The following is an 18,976-nucleotide window of genomic DNA, read 5'->3' on the forward strand; positions in this document are numbered from 1 at the left end:
GGCCGCCCGGCGGTCACGCGGTGGCCGTGCGATCACGCGGTGGCCGGCGTCGGTCCGACCAGCTCGGACAGGACGTCCTCCATGGTCACGAAACCGAGGACGGCCCCCGTCCGGCCCGTCACGGCCGCCAGATGGCTCCCGTCGGCGCGCAGCGCGGTGAGGGTGTCGTCCAGCGGGGTGTCGATGCGGACCCGGGTGACCGGGTGCAGGGCGGCACGCGGGAAGGGCCGGTCGCGGTCGGTGGCGCCGAGGGTGTCCTTGATGTGCAGATAGCCCAGCAGGGTGCTGTCCGGGCCGGTGACGGGGAAGCGGGACCAGCCCGCCTCGGCGGCGACCCGCTCCAGCAGCGCCGGGGTGACCGAGGCGTCCACGGTCCGCATCCGCTGGATGGGGACGAGGATCTCGCCGACCGGCCGGGTGCCCAGCTCCAGCGCGTCCCGCAGCCGTTCACCGTCGGCGGGCGAGAGCAGCCCGGCCTCGCCGGCCTCGACGACCATGCGGGCGAGCTGGTGGTCGGTGAACACCGACTCGACCTCGTCCTTGGGTTCGACGCGCAGCAGCTTCAGCAGGGCGTTGGCGAAGGCGTTGATGCCGAACACAAAGGGCCTCAGCGCGCGGGTGAGGGCCACCAGCGGCGGTCCGAGGAGCAGCGCGGTCGGCACGGGGGCGGCCAGGGCGATGTTCTTCGGGACCATCTCGCCGATCAGCATGTGCAGATAGGTGGCGAGCGACAGGGCGATGACGAACGCGATCGGGTGGACCAGGCCGTCCGGGACGCGGGCCGCGGCGAAGCCGGGTTCCAGCAGGTGCGCGATGGCGGGTTCGGCGACCGCGCCGAGCACCAGCGAGGAGACGGTGATGCCGAGCTGGGCGGTGGCCATCATCGCGGAGAGGTGTTCGAGGCCCCACAGGGTCATCCGGGCCCGCTTGTGGCCGTCACGCGCGTGTGGCTCGATCTGGCTGCGGCGCACGGAGATCAGGGCGAACTCGCCGCCCACGAAGAAGGCGTTGGTCAGCAGTGTCAGGGCGCCGACGAGCAGCTGGACGGTGGTCATCGGGTCTCCTCCCCGGTCCGGACCAGGGTCGGTGCGGTGATCCGGACGCGGTCGGCCCGGTGGTGGTCGACTTCCAGGACCTCCAGCCGCCAGCCGCCGTCCACCTCGATGTCGTCGCCCTTGGCGGGGATGCGGGCGAGGCGGGTGGCGACGAGCCCGGCCACGGTCTCGTACGGCCCCTCGGGCGCGGTGAGGCCTATCTCGCCGAGCCGGTCCACGCGGACGGATCCCTCGGCGTCCCACGCCCCGTCGCCTGCGGGCAGCAGGTCGGGGATCTCGACGGGGTCGTGCTCGTCGCGGACCTCGCCGACGACCTCCTCGACGATGTCCTCGACGGTGGCCACGCCCGCGGTGCCGCCGTACTCGTCGATGACGACCGCCATGGTGCGGGTGGCCCGCATCCGCTCCAGGAGCCGGTCGGCGGTGAGGCTGTCCGGGACCAGCAGGGGCGCGGTGGCCAGGTCGGTGACCGGGGTGGCGGCCCGCTTCTCCGGTTCCAGGGCGAGCACGTCACGGATGTGCACGGTGCCGATGACCTCGTCCAGGCTGTCCCGGTAGACCGGGAAGCGGGACAGGCCGGTGGCGTGGGTGAGGTTCGCGGCGTCGGCCGCGGTCGCGTGCGCTTCGAGGGCCTTGACGTCGACGCGCGGTGTCATGACGTTCTCGGCGGTCAGCTCGCCCAGGTGCAGGGTGCGCACGAACAGCTCGGCCGAGTCGGCCTCCAGGGCGCCCTCGGCGGCGGAGTGTTCGGCGAGCGCGACCAGTTCCTCGGGGCTGCGGGCGGAGGCCAGCTCCTCGGCGGGCTCCAGGCCGAAGCGCCGTACGAAACGGTTCGCGGTGTTGTTGAGGTGCCGGATGAACGGGCCGAAGAGGGCGGTGAAGGCGCTCTGCGGTCCGGCGACGACCTTGGCGACGGCCAGCGGCCGCGAGATCGCCCAGTTCTTCGGCACCAGCTCGCCGACCACCATCAGCACGACGGTGGACAGGGCCACGCCCAGCGCGGTCGCCACGGGAGCGGCGGCGCCGCCCAGGCCGGCGGCCTCCAGGGGGCCCCTGAGGAGGGCTGCGAGGGAGGGTTCGGCGAGCATGCCGATCACCAGTGAGGTGACGGTGATGCCGAGCTGGGCGCCGGAGAGCTGGAACGTCAGCCGTCGTACGGCCTTCAGCGCGCCCTCGGCACCTCGCTCGCCGGCCTCGGCGGCCCGCTCCAGGTCGCCTCGCTCGACGGTGGTCAGGGAGAACTCGGCGGCGACGAACACGGCGCAGGCCAGCGTGAGGAGGAGTGCCGGCAGAAGCAGCAGGATCTCGGTCACCGGGCCACCCCCGCCCGTGCGGACGGGTGGGACGTGGCTCGGCTGGTACTGGGAGGCTCACCCATTGCGGGTCCGTGGCTCCTTCGTGTCGGGACGGGCTTCACCCAATAGTAAAGGACAGGCAAAGCAACTGGCCGGGGCCGCGGGGTACGCTGCCGGTCCGGCGGGCGTCTCGTCCGACTTCGGCGCCAACCTGACGGAGGCCTCCCCCATGTTCGGACTGAGCGAGCTCGCGATCGTCCTGATCGTCGTCATAGCGGTCATCGCCGTGAAGAAGGGCCCGGAGCTGGCCCGTACGGCGGGCAGGTCGGCGCGCATCCTGAAGGCGGAGGCCCGCGCGGCCGAGGAAGGCCGCCCGCAACCCCAGGTCATCCAGGGAGAGGTGCTCCGGCCCGGCGGCACCGGGGGGAGCGGAGCCACCGAGCAGGGGTCCGGCACCCGCTGAACCCCCGGCCTCCGTACGGCGGTCCACGGTTTCCCTGCCGACCGCCCTCGCGATACTCCATGATGAGCAGGCCATGCACCTGCCGACCACGACGACTCGCGCGCCGCTGCCCGTTCCGCGGGCCGCGGTGTTCGCAGTCGTCGGCACGGTGCTCGGGGTCGGCGCCCATCATCTGCTCGCCGAGGGCCCGGTGCCCTGGAGACAGAGTGCCGCCGCGACGGCCGTGCTCTTCGCCGTGGGGCTCATCGGTGTCCAGCGGCCCAGAAGCCTGGCGGCGGTCGTCGCGTGCAGTGTCGCGGGACAGTCCGGGCTCCATCTGTGGCTGACGCTCACCGCGGCCGGGCGGCACCACGACGGACACCCGCACGGCGCCCACCCGGCGTGGCCCGAACGGCTGCACGGCTCCCTCGCCATGACGGCGGCCCACTCGCTGGTCGCCGCGCTCGTCGCCGTCCTGCTGCACCGCGCGGACGCGGCCTGCTGGAGCGTGGCCCGCGGGGTGACGGCGGCGCTCGACGCGGTCCGGGACCGATCGGCCGCCGTCCGGCTGCTGTTCACCCGGCCCATGTCACCCGCACCGGCAGCCGCGCCGGCCGTCATGGCGACCTGCGACGAACGGCCGCTCACCGTACGGCCGTTGCTGGCGCACGCGGTGGTACGGCGGGGTCCTCCGGCGGCGAGCGCAGCTCTCGCCCACTGACCCCACCGGGACGCCGGTCCGGCCCCGATCCGCCGGCCGGCCGCCCCGCCGTACCCCCCTGCCTGGAGACCTCCATGTCCCGTATCGCCCTGCCCCGCCTGCCCCGCCTGTCCCGCCTGTCCGTCGCGGCCGCCGGAGCCGCAACGGCCGTGATCCTGGCCGCCGTTCCGGCCGCCGCCCACACCGAGGTCGAGGCCGACAAGGCGCAGGCCCTCGCCGAGAACGTCACCGTCTCCTTCCACGCCGAGGCCGAGTCCGACTCCTCCGGGATCAAGGAGGTGCGGGTGGTCCTGCCCGAGGGCATCGACCCGGCCGACGTGACATACGGCGAGGGCCCCAAGGGCTGGACGTTCAGCGCGACCGGCGACGGCTACACCGTCAAGGGCGCGGAACTGAAGACCGGTGAGAGCGCCGAGTACTCCGTCGTCGTACGGCAGTTGCCCGACGCGAAGGAGGTGCCGTTCAAGACGCTCCAGACCTACGGCGACGGGCACGTCGACCGCTGGATCGAGCTGGACGAGAACGGGGAGAATCCGGCGCCGACACTGAAGCTGAAGGCGGCGGCGCCGGGGGCGAAGCCGGTCGGCTCCTCGCCGAGCGCGTCGGCGTCGCCTTCGCCGTCGCCCACCCCCGAGACGACGACCCCGACGGCCTCCCCGCAGGCCGCCGACACCGCGAAGGGCGACGAGGGCGGGCTGTCCGCGGCCGCCTGGACCGGCATCGGCGTCGGGGTCCTCGTGGCGGCGGCCGCCGTGGTCTTCGCGGTACGGCGGCGGGGCGGCGCCGAGAGCTGAGTGCACCGGGCCAGGGGGTTTTCCCGCCCGTCCTGGATGAATCCCCCGCCCCCGGGTAGGCCAGCCACACGGCGTACCCGGAGATGGAGTGCCATGACCTGCGCGAACTCCCCTGCACGGCACGGGACCTGGGCGGTGGCCCTGACCGTCACCGCCCTGGTCCTGACCGGAGCCTGCGACAACGGCGGCGGCGGTGACGAGGGGGCCTCCCGCACGGGCCGGCCCTCCGCCACCGGGTCCCCGAGTCCGACCACGGCCGGGGGCTCCCCGTCCCTCTCCGCCTCCCCGCTGCCGACCGCCACCGCGCCCCCGGATCCGCAGCGGGCGGAGCGGGACATCCGGGAGGCGTGGACGGTCCTCTTCGACCCGAAGTCCTCCCTCGACCGGCGCACCGACGTCGTCGAGGACGGCGACGAGAACGCCCTGATGATCGACAACCTGTTCCGCGACCCGAGCGGCGGCAAGCTGCGCGCCGAGGTGACCTCCGTGTCGTACACCTCGGACGAGCACGCCGACGTGGCCTACGTCCTCACGCGTGAGGGGCGTCGGCTGGACACCGGCGGGCCGGGGGCGGCCGTACTCCAGGACGGCGGTTGGAAGGTCGCGCTGCGCACGGTGTGCGCGCTGACCCGGCACGCGGAGGACGCGCCCGAGGCGCCGAGCTGTGTGGCGCCGCCCTCCGGCAGCGCCTCCGGCCCTGCTTCCGGTCCCGCCTCCGCTCCTGCCTCTAGCCCCGCCGGAACAGGTCGTTGAGGTCCGTCTGGGAGAGCTGGCCGGCGGCGTACGAGAAGGTGCCGCTGTCGGCCAACTCCCGCGCCGCGTCGAGCAGATGGCGGTACATCGCGCGGGCGATGCTGCCGCCGACGGTGACTCGCCGGACGCCCAGTTCGCGCAGGTCGTCGAGGGAGAGCCCGTTGCCGGTCAGGCCCATGACCACGTTGAGCGGGCCGTCGAGTTCACGGACCAGGGTGCCGATGGTCTCCGCGTCGGCGGCGCCCGGGACGAACGCGCAGTCGGCACCGGCCTCCAGATAGGCGTTGGCCCTGCGGACGGCCTCGTCGAGCGGGCCGCCGACCAGGAGCACGTCGGTGCGGCCGACCAGGACGAAGGGCTCGCCGCCGGCCGCCAGGGTCTCGCGGGCGGCGCGGACCCGGTCGGCGGAGAGCTTCTCGTCGTGGAGCGGGCGGCCGCGGTCGCCGGTGAAGTCCTCGATGTTGCCGCCCGCGGCTCCGGCGGCGAGGGCGCTCGCGACGGTGGCGGCGACAGTCTCGGGCGACTCGCCGTACCCGTCCTCCAGGTCCGCGCTCAGCGGTACGGCGATCCCGCCCGCGATCTCGCCGACCCGGCGCAGCATGGTCTCCCGGTCGACGCGGTCCTCGGGCGGCTGTTCGGCGAAGAAGTCGTGGTCGGGCCGCCCGAGGGAGAACGCGACGCCCGCGCTGGTGGTCGCCACGGCCGGGAACCCGGCCGCCTCCAGGACGCGGGCGCTGCCCACGTCCCACGCGTTGGGGAGCAGGAAGCAGCCCTCCCGGTGCAGTGCGGCGAAACGCTGTGCCTTGGCTCGGCTCTCGGTGTCCACACGATCCTTGTCCACACGGTCCTTCCCGGCCCGCCGCCCCTCGACGGGCTCCCGGAGAACGTACGCCGAAGAGCCGCGCGCGGCGCGCGGACCGTGGAGCTCTGAACAGCGGGCGGCGCGCGGCCGTACGTACGACCGACGGCCTCGGTGCACAGCCGTGGCCCTACGCCCCTCTAGGATGAGTCCGATGACCAGCGCCCTGCACTCCGCACGTCCGCCCCTGTGGCGGGCGCTGCTCGTGCTCGGGCTGCTCGTCGGGGTACTGGGCATGCACGCCCTGGCGCCCGGTGGCGGTATGGACGCGCACGGGGCCGGGCCGGCGCACCTGCGGACGGCTGTCGTGACCGTCGACACGGTCTGCCACGACGGCTGCGGCTCGGGCCACCTCCACCACGCCGACGCGACCTGCGCCTCGGGGGCCGTGAGCGGCGGGCCCGCCCTGCCCTCGCTCGTCCCCGACCCGGCGGCAGGCGCCTTCGGCCCGGCCGGCCTGTGTGCCCAGACCGCCACGGCCCAGGAGGGCGCCCGCGCGCCGCCCTCCCTCGCGGAACTCCAGCTCCTGCGGATCTAGACACGGCGTGCTCCGCCATGTCCAGATCCCTTTCGCACAACAGGAGTTCCAGCATGCGTACGACCCGTTTCGCGGCCCTGTCCGTGAGTGCCGTGTTCGCCCTCGCCGCCTGTGGAGGCGGCGGTGACAGCGACTCGGCCGCCTCCTCGCCCTCGGCCGCCTCCTCGCCCTCGATCTCCGCCGAGGCCTCGGCCGGCGCCCACAACGAGCAGGACGTCTCCTTCGCCCAGGGCATGATCCCCCACCACCAGCAGGCCGTGGAGATGGCCGGACTGGCCGCCGGCCGGGCCGCCTCCACCCAGGTCAAGGATCTCGCCGCACGCATCGAGAAGGCGCAGGGCCCGGAGATCGAGACCATGACCGGCTGGCTGAAGACCTGGGACGAGAAGGTCCCCGAGGCGATGCCCGGCATGGACCACTCCGCCCACTCCGGCATGGCCGGAATGATGGCCGCCGCCGACATGGAGAAGCTGAAGAAGTCCTCCGGCAAGGACTTCGACTCCATGTTCCTGACCATGATGGTCGAACACCACGAGGGTGCCGTCGAGATGGCCACGACGGAGAAGGCCAAGGGCGAGAACCAGGACGCCACGGCCATGGCCGGTGACATCGTCACCGCGCAGAACGCCGAGATCGGCGAGATGAAGAAGCTCCTCGGCGAGAACTGACCCGTCCACGGGTCATCCCGGTGCCCGTGCCGCCCGGCGCGGGCACCGGGGGCTCCTGGGCTCCACCGCCCAGTGGCCGGACGGTTCGTGGGGCCCTTCTCCGGGCACCCGCACAAGGACTCTCCGGATCCACGAGGAGCGACAGTGACCACAGGGCGACTCCCCGATCACGAGCAGCGCATCCTGGACGAGGTGGAGCGCGCCCTGCGCCGCGACCGCCGTCTGGAGCGCCGGATGCGCACCGGGCGGCTGCGCCGCCGGCCGGACCTGTCCCGGGTGGCGCACTACCGGCCGCACCTGCTGACCGTGGGCCTGCTGCTGGCGGTGTCGAGCGCGCTCATGGTGACGGGCATCGTCACCTCGCGGCCCGCGGTGATATGGGCCTTCGCGGGCGTCTGGCCGCTGGCCCTGTTCGCGGTGTTCCGGCTGCTGTGCCGCTGGACGGAACCCTGAGCCTCACGCCCCGTCGCTCTCGAACGCCGACTCGATCGGCCGCTCGTCGACCAGGACCCGCCCCTGCGGCGGCCCGGAGAGCAGCGCGCGTACGGCGGTCAGGACGTCCGGCGCCACGTGGCCGGCCCGAGCCGTCTCCTCCGGCCCGGTCCGCTCGTCCGGTACGAGGATCCCGTGGGCGCCCACCCGCGCCGCGGCCTCGGCGTCCGCGGCGGTGCCGACGACCGCGCAGTCGCCCGGCGCGGTGCAGACCCGGCCGGCCGCCCAGAGGATGAGACCCGGTTCGGGCGGACGGCAGTGGCAGCCGTCGTCGGGACCGTGCGGGCACACGCCCCAGATGTCGAAGGGGCCGAGGAGTTCGTCGACCCGGTGGTTGACGGCCCGTACGTCGGCGTCGCTCGGCCGCCCGTGCCCGGCACCGGGTTGCAGGGCGACGAACCCGGTGCGGACGCCCTGCCGGCGCAGCATGCCGAGCGCCTCCCGGGCCCCGGGCGCCGGGCGCACCCCGTCGGGGTCGGACGGGTCTTCGGCGAGGATGCTGTCACGGTCGAACAGCACCGTGCGCACGCGCGTCATGGGCCACCTCCCGGCTCTCGCGTGTACTGCTTCCCCTCCGCGAGTAACCGAGTCGGGCGGGTCCATGCGGCGACGCGTGATCCATCGGGTCAGGTGGGGGCGGTGGGGTGCCGGGAACGCCCTGGCATCCGGACTTCTCGGCGCGGTCCCCAGGGTGCGTCCGCCCGAGGTACGCCTTCCCGCCCACCCCACTCTGCGCCAAGTATGTGAGACCCCCATGAAATCCCCGCTGAGCAGGCCGGATTCCCTAAGATCAGCTCGTGGTCACCTTCCTCCTCGAACGCACGGCCCCGCTCTCCCAGGACGAGGCCTGGCGCCGCCTCACGGAGTGGCCCCGCCACGGCGAGGTCGTCCCCCTGACGCGCGTGACCGTCGTGCCGCCGGGGCCGACGGCCGAGGGCACGCTCGTCGTCGCCCGTTCGGGGATCGGCCCGCTCGCCTTCGCCGACCCGATGGAGGTCACGGTCTGGCGCCCGCCCGCGGAGGGCGTCTCCGGGCTGTGCCGCCTGGAGAAGCGCGGCCGGGTGGTGAAGGGGTGGGCCGAGCTGGAGGTGCACCCGGGTCCGGGCGGCCGGGCGCGGGTGATCTGGCGCGAGCAGCTCAGGGTCCGTTTCCTGCCCGGCCCTGTGCTGCGGGTGTCGGCCCGGTCGGTCTTCGGACGGGCGCTGAACCGGCTGCTTCGGGGGACCTGAATCGGGTGCGACGGTCGGCACGATGACGGCAGTTGTCGGTGCGCCTTGAGGCATGGCCCACTTCGGCGGCCACCTGGGCCGGTCCGGCATCGCCCTGGTCCTGCACACCTTGCGCGACGGCACACTCCACGACAACGGCCGTTGGGTCGCCGAGGCGGCGTACGGCTTCGCGCGCGTCCTCGTCACCCGACCTCGCCGAAGTCGCCGCCCGAGCGGTCCGGGAAACCGAGGGCGCCCGCTGGTCCGACGTCGAGCACCGGCCCACCCCGGGCGACCTCGAACCCGGCGCCGGCCGGGCGCGGTCAGGCCACCGACCCGATCCGGCGGGCAGGGGCGGACGTCACGTCGTGATGGATCGGCGTGTGCGCGCCGGTGAGTGACATCCCGCTGCCTCCCCTCCGGTTGGCCACGATCTCCGCGGCGATCGACAGGGCCGTCTCCTCGGGCGTACGAGCGCCGAGGTCGAGGCCGATGGGTGAGCGCAGCCGCGCCAGCTCCAGTTCCGTCACGCCGACTTCGCGGAGGCGTTCGTTGCGGTCGAGGTGGGTGCGGCGGGAACCCATGGCGCCCACGTAGGCGACCGGGAGGCGCAGGGCCAGTCGCAGCAGGGGGACGTCGAACTTGGCGTCGTGGGTGAGGACGCACAGGACGGTCCGGGCGTCGACCTCCGTGCGCTCCAGGTACCTGTGCGGCCACTCGACGACCACCTCGTCGGCCTCCGGGAAGCGCGCCTCCGTCGCGAAGACGGGGCGGGCGTCGCACACGGTGACCCGGTAGCCGAGGAACGTGCCGATCCGCACCAGCGCCGACGCGAAGTCGATCGCGCCGAAGACGATCATCCGGGGCGGTGGCACCGAGGACTCCACGAGCACGGTGAGCGGGGCGCCGCAGCGCGAGCCCTGTTCGCCGATCTCCAGGGTGCCGGTGCGGCCCGCGTCCAGGAAGGCGCCGGCCTCGGCGGCCACCGTGCGGTCCAGCTCGGGGTGGGCGCCGAAACCGCCGTACCCGGAGAGGTCCTCGGGGCCTACGACGAGGGCGCGGCCGACAAGTTCCCGTGGCCCGGAGACGATCCGTGCCAGGGCCGCCGCCCGGCCCTGCGCGGCGGCTTCGAGGGCGTTAGCGAGCACCGTACGGACGGGGTCGCCGGCCCGGACCGGGGTGACGAGGATGTCGATGACACCGCCGCAGGTCAGACCGACGGCGAAGGCGTCGTCGTCGCTGTAGCCGAAGCGTTCGAGGACCGACTCCCCGTCGGTGAGGGCCTGTTGGCACAGTTCGTACACCGCGCCCTCCACACAGCCGCCGGAGACCGAGCCGATCGCCGTGCCGTCGGCGTCCACCGCGAGGGCGGCGCCGGGCCGGCGGGGCGCGCTGCCGCCGACGGCCACCACGGTGGCCACGGCGAAGTCGCGTCCCTGCTCGACCCACCGGTGCAGCTCGTCGGCGATGTCCAGCATGTCTCGGTCTCCTTGTCAGCGGTTGCGTACGGGTGCGTTCGGGCGGGCTAGTGCACGCCCATCCAGCTCTCGATCGGGTTGAGGGCGTAGTACACCAGGAAGATCACCGTCAGTCCCCACATGAAGGCGCCGATCTCCCGCGCCTTGCCCTGCGCGACCTTGATCGCCACGTAGGAGATGACGCCCGCGGCGACACCCGCGGTGATCGAGTAGGTGAACGGCATGATCACGACGGTCAGGAAGACCGGGATCGCGGTGGCGCGGTCGGCCCAGTCGACATGGCGGGCGTTCATCATCATCATGGCGCCGATCACCACGAGGGCGGCGGCCGCGACCTCGCCCGGCACGATCGCCGTGAGCGGGGTGAAGAAGAGACAGGCCGCGAAGAACAGGCCGGTGACGACGGAGGACAGGCCGGTACGGGCGCCTTCCCCGACGCCGGTGGCCGACTCGACGAAGACCGTCTGCCCGGAGGCACCGGCCACACCGCCGATCGCACCGCCCGCGCCGTCGATGAACAGCGCCTTGGACAGGCCCGGCATCCGGCCCTGCTCGTCGGCGAGCTTCGCCTCGGTGCCGACGCCGATGATGGTGGCCATCGCGTCGAAGAACCCGGCGAGGACGAGGGTGAACACGATCATGCCGACCGTCATCGCGCCGACCTCGCCCCAGCCGCCGAACTCGACCTTCCCGAAGACCGAGAAGTCCGGCATGGAGACCGCGCTGCCGTGGAGTTCGGGGGCGCCGCTCGCCCACTGCTTCGGGGCGATGGCACCGGCCGCGTTGAGGACGACGGCGAGCACGGTCCCGCCGAGGATGCCGATCAGGATCGCGCCGGGGACGCCTCGCGCCTGGAGCATGAAGATCGCGAGGAGGGTGACGGCGAACAACAGGACGGGCCAGCCCGCGAGTTCGCCCGTGGGGCCGAGAGTCACCGGGGTGGCCTTGCCCTGGTGGACGAAGCCGGCCTTGTAGAAGCCGATCAGGGCGACGAACAGGCCGATGCCCATGGTGATCGCGTGCTTGAGGGCCAGCGGGATCGCGTTCATGATCATCTCGCGGAGGCCGGTGACGACCAGCAGCATGATGACCACGCCGTACATCACGCACATGCCCATCGCCTGCGGCCAGGTCATCACGGGGACGACCTGCGAGGAGAGCACGCCGGAGACGGAGAGGCCGGCGGCGAGCGCGAGGGGCACCTTGCCGAAGAAGCCCATCAGCAGCGTGGTGAGGGCGGCCGCGAACGCGGTCGCGGTGATCAGCGCCTTCTGGCCGAGCGTGTCCCCCGCCGCGTCCTTGCCGGACAGGATCAGGGGGTTGAGCAGGAGGATGTACGCCATCGCCATGAAGGTGGTGACGCCACCGCGCAGTTCACGCGCCACGGTGGACCCTCGCCGGGATATGTGGAAGTACCGGTCGAGCCAGGACCTGCCGGCCGGGACGCGGGTGCCTTCTCCCGCATCGTCGGCGACGGTCGCCGGCTCCAGTTGCTGCTGGGTCATGTGGGCCTACTCCCAAGGTTCACAGGGGCACCCGGCAACCGCCTCTGCGGTTGCGGGATTTGGGAAGGTGCTTCGGCCGCACGACCCGGGGGACGGCCCGAGACGAACGATCTGAGTACTCCGGGCGGCGCGGCGAAGTGTGACGTTCCCGGCGCCGCCCGGAGGGACTTACTGGGCCGTACCCGTGAGGTGTTCCGGGCGTACCGGCGTCCTGTTGAGCTCGAGCCCGGTCGCGTTGCGGATCGCCGCGAGGACGGCCGGGGTCGAGGACAGGGTGGGTGCCTCGCCGACGCCGCGCAGCCCGTACGGCGCGTGGTCATCGGCGAGTTCGAGCACGTCGACGGGGATGGTCGGCGTGTCGAGGATCGTGGGGATCAGGTAGTCCGTGAAGGAGGGGTTCCTGACCTTGGCCGTCTTCGGGTCGACGATGATCTCCTCCATCACCGCGACACCGAGGCCCTGGATCGTGCCGCCCTGGATCTGGCCGACGACGGACAGCGGGTTCAGCGCCTTGCCGACGTCCTGGGCGCAGGCCAGCTCGATCACCTTGACAAGGCCGAGCTCGGTGTCGACCTCGACGACCGCGCGGTGGGCGGCGAAGGAGTACTGGACGTGTCCGAAGCCCTGCCCGGTGCGCAGGTCGAAGGCCTCGGTCGGCCGGTGCCGCCACTCCGCCTCCACCTCGACGCTCTCGTCCTCCAGCACGTCGGCCAGGTCCGCGAGGACCTCGCCGCCGTCGGTGACGACCTTGCCGCCCTCCAGGAGCAGCTCGGCGGTCGCCCAAGCCGGGTGGTACGAACCGAACTTGCGGCGCCCGAGCTCCAGGACCTTCTCCCGGACCAGCTCGCAGGAGTTCTTCACGGCGCCGCCGGTGACGTACGTCTGCCGGGAGGCCGAGGTCGAACCCGCCGAGCCCACCTGCGTGTCCGCGGGCTGGATGGTCACCTGGGTGACACCGAGCTCGGTGCGGGCGATCTGCGCGTGGACGGTGACGCCGCCCTGGCCGACCTCCGCCATCGCGGTGTGGACGGTGGCGACGGGCTCACCGCCGACGACCTCCATGCGCACGCGGGCGGTCGAGTAGTCGTCGAAGCCCTCGGAGAAGCCGACGTTCTTGATGCCGACCGCGTAGCCGACACCTCGTACGACGCCTTCGCCGTGGGTGGTGTTGGAGAGGCCGCCCGGCAGCTGCCGTACGTCGGCCTGCTCGCCGGCCGAGAGCCACTGCTGCTCCGGCGGGAGCGGCATCGCCTTGACGCGGCGCAGGAGTTCGGCGACGGGGGCCGGGGAGTCGACGGGCTGGCCGGTCGGCATGATCGTGCCCTGCTCCATGGCGTTCAGCTGCCGGAACTCGACCCGGTCCATGCCCACCGCGTCGGCGAGCTTGTCCATCTGGGCCTCGTAGGCGAAGCACGCCTGGACCGCGCCGAAGCCGCGCATGGCGCCGCAGGGCGGGTTGTTGGTGTAGAGGGCGATGGCCTCGATCTCGACGTCGTCGACGACGTACGGCCCGATGCCGAGCGAGGACGCGTTGCCGACGACGGCCGGCGAGGCGGAGGCGTACGCGCCGCCGTCGAGGACGATCCGGCACTTAACGTGGGTCAACTTGCCCTCGCGCGTGGCCCCGTGCTCGTAGTACAGCTTCGCGGGGTGCCGGTGGACGTGCCCGAAGAAGGACTCGAACCGGTTGTAGACGATCTTGACGGGCTTGCCGGTGCGCAGCGCCAGCAGACAGGCGTGGATCTGCATCGACAGGTCCTCGCGGCCGCCGAAGGCTCCGCCGACGCCGGAGAGCGTCATGCGCACCTTGCGCTCGGGCAGGCCGAGGACGGGCGCGATCTGCCGCAGGTCCGAGTGGAGCCACTGGGTGGCGACGTAGAGATGGACGCCACCGTCCTCGTCCGGCACGGCGAGACCCGACTCGGGGCCGAGGAACGCCTGGTCCTGCATACCGAAGGTGTACTCGCCCTTGACGACGAAGTCGGCCTTCTTCGCGGCCTCTTGGGCGTCTCCGCGGACGATCGGCTGCCGGTGCACGATGTTCGGGTGCGGGACGTGCCCGATGTGGTGGTCGTCGCGGTTCTCGTGGACGAGAATCGCGTCGGGGGCGGTCGCGGAGGCCTCGTCGGTGATGACGGGCAGTTCGCGGTACTCGACCTTGATCTTGGCGGCGGCACGGCGGGCCGTCTCCGGGTGGTCGGCGGCCACGATGGCGACCGGCTCGCCGTGGTGACGGACCTTGCCGTGGGCGAGGACCGGGGTGTCCTGGATCTCCAGGCCGTAGTTCCGCACCTCGGTCGGCAGGTCGTCGTACGTCATGACGGCGTACACGCCCGGCAGGGCGAGGGCCTCGCTGGTGTCGATGGACACGATCTCGGCGTGCGCGACGGTCGAGCGGAGGATCTGCCCCCAGAGCATGTCCTCGTGCCACATGTCGGACGAGTACGCGAACTCGCCGGTGACCTTGAGGGTGCCGTCGGGGCGGAGCGTGGACTCGCCGATGCCGCCCTTGGTCTGCGAACCCTGGGTGATCTTGGTGGGGGTGCCGTTGGGAGTGGACATCTCAGACCGCCTCTCCCTGCCGGGCGGCCGCGAGGCGGACCGCGTCCATGATCTTCTCGTAGCCGGTGCAGCGGCACAGGTTGCCCGACAGCGCCTCGCGGATGTCCGCGTCGCTCGGGTTGGGGTTGCGCTCCAGCATCTCGTCGGCGGCGACCAGCAGCCCGGGGGTGCAGAAGCCGCACTGGACGGCGCCGGCGTCGATGAACGCCTGCTGGATCGGGGAGAGTTCGGTGCCCTCGCCGGTCTGGGAGTCCTGTCCCTCGGGGGCGTGCTGCCCGCAGGAGCGCTGCTTGGCGTAGTCCGCGAGCCCCTCGACGGTGACGACCTCGCGGCCCTCGACCTGCCCGGCGGCGACCAGGCACGAACACACCGGGACGCCGTCGAGCCGGACCGTGCAGGACCCGCACTCGCCCTGCTCGCAGGCGTTCTTCGAACCGGGAAGCCCGAGCCGCTCGCGCAGCACGTACAGCAGGGACTCGCCCTCCCACACGTCGTCGGCTTCCTGCGGACGACCGTTGACAGTGAAGTTGACGCGCATTACGCAGCTCCCTCCGTGGTGGCGGCGGTGCCGCGGTACGACTCCCAGGCCCAGGTCAGCGTGCGGCGGGCCATGATGCCGACCGCGTGGCGGCGGTAGCTCGCCGTGCCCCGGACGTCGTCGATCGGGTTGCAGGAGGCGGCGCACAGGTCCGCGAACTGCTTGGCTACCGAGGGGGTGATGATCTTGCCGTTGTCCCAGAACCCGCCCTCTTCGAGAGCGGCGTTCAGGAATTCCTCGGCGGTCTTGGCCCGAACGGGTGTGGGAGCCGCGGAACCGATGCCCGTCCGCACGGTCCGCGTCGCCGGGTGCAGCGCGAGCCCGAAGGCGCACACGGCGATGACCATGGCGTTCCTGGTGCCCACCTTGGAGTACTGCTGGGGCCCCTCGGCCTTCTTCACATGAACGGCGCGAATCAGCTCGTCGGCGGCCAGCGCGTTGCGCTTCACGCCGGTGTAGAACGCGTCGATCGGGATGAGCCGCGATCCGCGCACCGACTCGACCTCGACCTCGGCGCCGGCCGCGAGGAGGGCGGGGTGGGCGTCTCCGGCCGGGGAGGCGGTGCCGAGGTTGCCGCCGACGCCGCCGCGGTTGCGGATCTGCGGGGAGGCCACGGTGTGCGAGGCGAGGGCCAGGCCCGGGAGCTCGCCGCGCAGGTGCTCCATGATGTGGGTGTACGGCACGGAGGCGCCGAGCCGCACGGTGTCCTCGCCGACCTCCCACTCGGTGAGGTCGGTGATGCGGTTCAGGTCGAGCAGGTACTCGGGCCGCCGATGGTCGAAGTTGATCTCGACCATCACGTCGGTGCCGCCCGCGATGGGCACAGCGGTGGGGTGCTCAGCCTTGGCGGCGAGCGCCTCCTCCCAGCTGGCGGGGCGAAGGAAGTCCATGACCGGCTCTCTTCTTCGTCTCGTGATCGTACGGATCGAGCCAGATCGTGTGCGGCGGGCCCGGCTCGTTCATGTGCTGTTTACGCGAAGTGGAGCCAGTACACAGCCGTGTACTCCGACGGGGTCAGTCACGGAAACCATGAAGGAGTTGGCTGGTCGGGGCCCTCATCTTGTAGATTCGTATGAACGGAGGCCCTCAGTAACCTCCATGTTTTGCTGCGGAAACGTGCGGCACAGCCCACGTGACCTGGGACACAGCCCCGGAGGCGGCAGCGACCGCTCCCACCCCCACCGGACCCCTTCCCCATCGTAGATTTCGAGACAGAGAACGGCGGCGACGAGAATGCGGCTGCGCGCACTGCTGGACACCGACGCGCTGGGCCTGCGGCTGCTGGGCGGCGAGGACGAACTGGATCGCACCGTGCGCGGTGTGATGACCACGGACCTGCGCGACCCCAGCCGCTACCTCTCGGGCGGCGAAGTGGTCCTGACCGGCCTCGCCTGGCGCCGGGACGCCGCCGACTCGGAACCTTTCGTACGACTCCTCGTCCAGGCCGGGGTGGTCGCGCTGGCGGCCGGCGAGGCGGAGCTCGGCGATGTCCCGGAGGACCTGGTCGTCGCCTGCGCCCGGCACCGCCTCCCGCTGTTCGCGGTGCACGAGTCGGTGGCCTTCGCGACGATCACCGAGCATGTCGTACGGCAGGTCTCGGGCGAGCGCGCGGGCGACCTGGCGGCCGTGGTGGACCGCCACCGGCGCATGATGACGTCGGGCCCGGCGGGCGGCGGCCCGGACGTGGTCCTCGACCTCCTGGGCTCCGACCTGGACCTGCGCGCCTGGGTCCTGTCCCCCACCGGCCGCCTGATCGCGGGCCCGAAGGTGGCGGGCCCCGGCCTCCCCGCGGACACCTGCGCGAAGCTGGCGGCGGAACACCTGACCGCGACCCGCACCGGACGCCGAGGCCCCCACCGGGTCACGCTCGGCTCGTCGGCGTACTCCCTCTTCCCGATCCGCAGCAGCGGCCGCTCCCCCCACGCCTCCAGGGACGTACGCGAAACCGTCCTGTCCGACTGGCTGCTGGCGGTGGAGGCGGACGCCGGCGACTGGCCGGCGGAGCGCCTGGACCTGCTCCAGGGCGTCACCCAGCTGATCGCGGTCGAACGGGACCGCAGGGACGCGGCCCGCACGGTCCGCCGCCGCCTGGCCCAGGAGGTCCTGGAACTGGTCCAGACGGGAGCGGCACCGGCCGAGATCGCCGCCCGCCTCCGGGTCGCCGCCCCGGTCCTCCTGCCCGGCCTGGGAGCGGCTCCGCACTGGCAGGTCGTGGTCGCCAGGGTGGAATGGCAGGACGGCGAACTGGAGGGAGGGCCGATGGCGCAGTCCCTGCTGGAGGAGATCCTGGTGGACCCGTCGGCCACGGGCCCCGAACCCTCCGACCGCATAGCGGTGGCCCACACGGACGACGAGGCGATCGCGCTGGTCCCCCTGCCCGCGGTCTCGGCCGAGCACGACGGCTCCGAGTCCGGCATCCTGGCGGACGCCCTCCTGGAATCGGTCCGTGACCCCCTGTCGGCAGGGCTGGACGACGACGGCAGGGTCACCCTGGGCGTCAGCGCGTCGGTCCACTCGGCGGAAGGCCTGCGGGGCGCCCTGGAGGAGGCCCGGCACGCCCGCAGAGTCGCGGCCGCCCGCCCCGGCAGAGTCTGCGCGGCGGGCCATCAGGAACTCGCCTCGCACGTCCTGCTGCTCCCCTTCGTCCCCGACGACGTCCGCCGCGCGTTCACGGCCCGCCTGCTCGACCCGCTCCGGGACTACGACCGACGCCACCGTGCCGAGCTGATCCCCACCCTGGAGGCCTTCCTGGACTGCGACGGCTCCTGGACCCGCTGCGCGACCCGCCTCCACCTGCACGTCAACACGTTGCGCTACCGCGTCGGGCGGATCGAGCAGTTGACGAGCCGCGACCTGTCACGCCTCGAGGACAAGCTGGATTTCTTCCTGGCCCTGCGTATGAGCTGAAACCTGGGGGCTCCCGGACCCCCACGACTTTGTGAATTCTTTCACCCACCCCCTTGGCCCGGCACGCCAATCCGTGCTGAGATGCCGCCACCACTCAAAGCTCGACGGCGCGCTCGGGGAGGGCAACGTGGCGCATACCGCCATGTCTGGTAACGGAACGACCGCCGGTGACGATCCACTCCAGACCGCGGTATGGCGGCTGCGCTCACGGGCCTGCTGGGCCGACGCGGCCGCCCTGCTCCAACCGGTCACCGCACAGGCGGCCCTGCAGAGAGCGGCCCTGCTGGTGGAACGCTGCCTGTACACGGAACAGGGCTGGCCCGAGGCAGAGGACGCGCTGCGCACCGCGGAGGCGCTGGCCCACAGCGACGACGAACGCGGGGCGGCCGCTTGTGAACGGGGGCAACTTGCGTACGCCTCCACACTCCACGGGGTCCGTGACCGCGCGGACGAGGCGAGGGCCGCGCTGGGGCGTGCGGCGGCGCTGATCCCTCCGGGGGCGCAGGGAAGGGCCCTGCTGGACTTCCGCCGGGGCCTGCTGGCGGAGAACCTGTCCCACTCCCCCCAGTCGGCCCGGGCGGCCTACCGCCGCGCCCACGCGGGCGCCACGGCACAGTCCGACTCCCTGCTCCTCTCCTTCACCTGGCGCCACCTCGCCGGACTCGCCCTACGCGACGGCGAGTTGACCGAGGCCCGACACGGCTTCGCCGAATCCCTGAGGATCCGCGAGGAGTTGGGCTACCTCGTCGGCACGGCCCCGGCCCTCGCGTCCCTCGCGGACGCGGAAACAGAACCGGAGGCGTCCCGACTCCGCGAGGAGGCACGGCGGTTGTACCGGTTGCTGGGCGGCGTACCCACATGGCTGGCCCGACAGTTGGCTCCGCCGGCGGCCTCGGCGTAGGGGGTGCCGGGACGGGTTGTCGGGCGGGTGGGGGCTGGTCGCGCAGTTCCCCGCGGGGCCGCTGCGCTGGGCTTGGGCGGGGCGCCCAGGGGGGTGCCGGGTGCTGTCGTGGGGCGGCTGCGGGCCGGTGGGGGCTGGTCGCGCAGTTCCCCGCGCCCCTGGGGGGTTGCGGTCACCCTGCGTCGGAATGGACCGCGGGCCGTTGGCCGCGTACGGCGGGAAGGGGACGGGGTGGGGGGTGTCCGCCCGCAGCGGCCGGC

The 18,976-nt window shown here is 72.7% G+C and carries 19 protein-coding genes; 10 read left to right on the top strand and 9 right to left on the bottom strand.

The features are described 5' to 3' along the window. Positions 1–32: 32 nt before the first annotated feature. Positions 33–1,055, bottom strand: a complete 1,023-nt coding sequence (locus ACFYZ8_RS30335) for a hemolysin family protein (RefSeq protein ID WP_388538110.1) — start codon at positions 1,053–1,055, stop codon at positions 33–35. Then, entirely contained in the window at positions 1,052–2,368 is a 1,317-nt protein-coding gene (locus ACFYZ8_RS30340) for a hemolysin family protein (RefSeq protein WP_359031411.1), read from the bottom strand. The genes ACFYZ8_RS30335 and ACFYZ8_RS30340 overlap by 4 nt, the downstream gene beginning before the upstream one ends. Before the next feature lie 211 nt (positions 2,369–2,579). Here ACFYZ8_RS30340 and ACFYZ8_RS30345 point away from each other — a divergent pair, with 211 nt between their 5' ends. From ACFYZ8_RS30345 to ACFYZ8_RS30360, 4 genes are all read left to right on the top strand, one after another. After that, positions 2,580–2,813: a twin-arginine translocase TatA/TatE family subunit gene (locus tag ACFYZ8_RS30345; protein ID WP_359031410.1), complete on the top strand. Its 234-nt coding sequence runs from the start codon at positions 2,580–2,582 to the stop codon at positions 2,811–2,813. Between the two features lie 73 nt (positions 2,814–2,886). Continuing rightward, the gene (locus ACFYZ8_RS30350) at positions 2,887–3,513 is read left to right on the top strand and encodes a hypothetical protein (RefSeq protein WP_388538108.1); all 627 of its coding nucleotides are present in this window, start codon (positions 2,887–2,889) and stop codon (positions 3,511–3,513) included. 74 nt (positions 3,514–3,587) lie between these two features. After that, a complete protein-coding gene (locus ACFYZ8_RS30355; protein WP_388538106.1) occupies positions 3,588–4,307 on the top strand; it encodes a DUF1775 domain-containing protein in 720 nt (239 codons plus the stop codon). 93 nt (positions 4,308–4,400) lie between these two features. After that, positions 4,401–5,060: a hypothetical protein gene (locus tag ACFYZ8_RS30360; RefSeq protein ID WP_359031406.1), complete on the top strand. Its 660-nt coding sequence runs from the start codon at positions 4,401–4,403 to the stop codon at positions 5,058–5,060. Here the strand turns inward: ACFYZ8_RS30360 and ACFYZ8_RS30365 are convergent. Continuing rightward, positions 5,035–5,901, bottom strand: coding sequence for an isocitrate lyase/phosphoenolpyruvate mutase family protein (locus ACFYZ8_RS30365; protein ID WP_388538104.1), 867 nt, complete (start codon positions 5,899–5,901; stop codon positions 5,035–5,037). The two genes, ACFYZ8_RS30360 and ACFYZ8_RS30365, sit on opposite strands and share 26 nt — an antisense overlap. 172 nt (positions 5,902–6,073) lie before the next feature. Here ACFYZ8_RS30365 and ACFYZ8_RS30370 point away from each other — a divergent pair, with 172 nt between their 5' ends. The 3 genes from ACFYZ8_RS30370 to ACFYZ8_RS30380 all read left to right on the top strand — a co-directional run bounded on the left by ACFYZ8_RS30370 (position 6,074) and on the right by ACFYZ8_RS30380 (position 7,578). Further along, positions 6,074–6,457: a DUF6153 family protein gene (locus ACFYZ8_RS30370; RefSeq protein WP_359031404.1), complete on the top strand. Its 384-nt coding sequence runs from the start codon at positions 6,074–6,076 to the stop codon at positions 6,455–6,457. 53 nt (positions 6,458–6,510) lie between these two features. Continuing rightward, on the top strand, positions 6,511–7,125 hold the full coding sequence (locus ACFYZ8_RS30375) for a DUF305 domain-containing protein (RefSeq protein WP_388538102.1): 615 nt from the start codon (positions 6,511–6,513) through the stop codon (positions 7,123–7,125). A 144-nt stretch (positions 7,126–7,269) separates the two neighbouring features. Beyond that, positions 7,270–7,578: a DUF3040 domain-containing protein gene (locus tag ACFYZ8_RS30380; RefSeq protein WP_359031402.1), complete on the top strand. Its 309-nt coding sequence runs from the start codon at positions 7,270–7,272 to the stop codon at positions 7,576–7,578. Positions 7,579–7,581: 3 nt separating this feature from the next. On the opposite strand, the gene ACFYZ8_RS30385 is transcribed toward ACFYZ8_RS30380, so the two are convergent. Further along, positions 7,582–8,154: an HAD-IIIA family hydrolase gene (locus ACFYZ8_RS30385; RefSeq protein WP_359031401.1), complete on the bottom strand. Its 573-nt coding sequence runs from the start codon at positions 8,152–8,154 to the stop codon at positions 7,582–7,584. A gap of 260 nt (positions 8,155–8,414) precedes the next feature. Between ACFYZ8_RS30385 and ACFYZ8_RS30390 the strand changes: the two genes are divergently transcribed. After that, positions 8,415–8,846 carry an SRPBCC family protein gene (locus tag ACFYZ8_RS30390; protein WP_359031400.1) on the top strand — a complete coding sequence of 144 codons (432 nt, stop codon included), beginning with the start codon at positions 8,415–8,417 and terminating at the stop codon, positions 8,844–8,846. A 302-nt stretch (positions 8,847–9,148) separates the two neighbouring features. Here the strand turns inward: ACFYZ8_RS30390 and ACFYZ8_RS30395 are convergent, their stop codons facing one another. The 5 genes from ACFYZ8_RS30395 to ACFYZ8_RS30415 form a co-directional block, all read right to left on the bottom strand. Beyond that, positions 9,149–10,303: an XdhC family protein gene (locus tag ACFYZ8_RS30395; protein ID WP_388538101.1), complete on the bottom strand. Its 1,155-nt coding sequence runs from the start codon at positions 10,301–10,303 to the stop codon at positions 9,149–9,151. A 47-nt stretch (positions 10,304–10,350) separates the two neighbouring features. Beyond that, positions 10,351–11,808 (bottom strand): NCS2 family permease, encoded by a 1,458-nt coding sequence (locus ACFYZ8_RS30400; RefSeq protein WP_388538100.1) that lies wholly within the window; start codon positions 11,806–11,808, stop codon positions 10,351–10,353. A gap of 168 nt (positions 11,809–11,976) precedes the next feature. Further along, positions 11,977–14,370 carry a xanthine dehydrogenase family protein molybdopterin-binding subunit gene (locus tag ACFYZ8_RS30405; RefSeq protein WP_388538098.1) on the bottom strand — a complete coding sequence of 798 codons (2,394 nt, stop codon included), beginning with the start codon at positions 14,368–14,370 and terminating at the stop codon, positions 11,977–11,979. 1 nt (position 14,371) lies between these two features. Beyond that, on the bottom strand, positions 14,372–14,908 hold the full coding sequence (locus ACFYZ8_RS30410) for a (2Fe-2S)-binding protein (RefSeq protein ID WP_359031395.1): 537 nt from the start codon (positions 14,906–14,908) through the stop codon (positions 14,372–14,374). Next, entirely contained in the window at positions 14,908–15,798 is an 891-nt protein-coding gene (locus ACFYZ8_RS30415; protein WP_388538097.1) for an FAD binding domain-containing protein, read from the bottom strand. The genes ACFYZ8_RS30410 and ACFYZ8_RS30415 overlap by 1 nt, the downstream gene beginning before the upstream one ends. A gap of 343 nt (positions 15,799–16,141) precedes the next feature. Between ACFYZ8_RS30415 and ACFYZ8_RS30420 the strand changes: the two genes are divergently transcribed. Both ACFYZ8_RS30420 and ACFYZ8_RS30425 read left to right on the top strand, forming a co-directional pair. After that, a complete protein-coding gene (locus ACFYZ8_RS30420) occupies positions 16,142–17,815 on the top strand; it encodes a PucR family transcriptional regulator ligand-binding domain-containing protein (RefSeq protein ID WP_359031392.1) in 1,674 nt (557 codons plus the stop codon). A 127-nt stretch (positions 17,816–17,942) separates the two neighbouring features. Beyond that, on the top strand, positions 17,943–18,716 hold the full coding sequence (locus ACFYZ8_RS30425) for a hypothetical protein (RefSeq protein WP_388538095.1): 774 nt from the start codon (positions 17,943–17,945) through the stop codon (positions 18,714–18,716). The last annotated feature ends 260 nt before the right edge of the window (positions 18,717–18,976 follow it).

The organism is Streptomyces sp. NPDC001668 (assembly GCF_042893155.1).
In the GTDB taxonomy this organism is placed as follows: Bacteria; Actinomycetota; Actinomycetes; order Streptomycetales; family Streptomycetaceae; genus Streptomyces.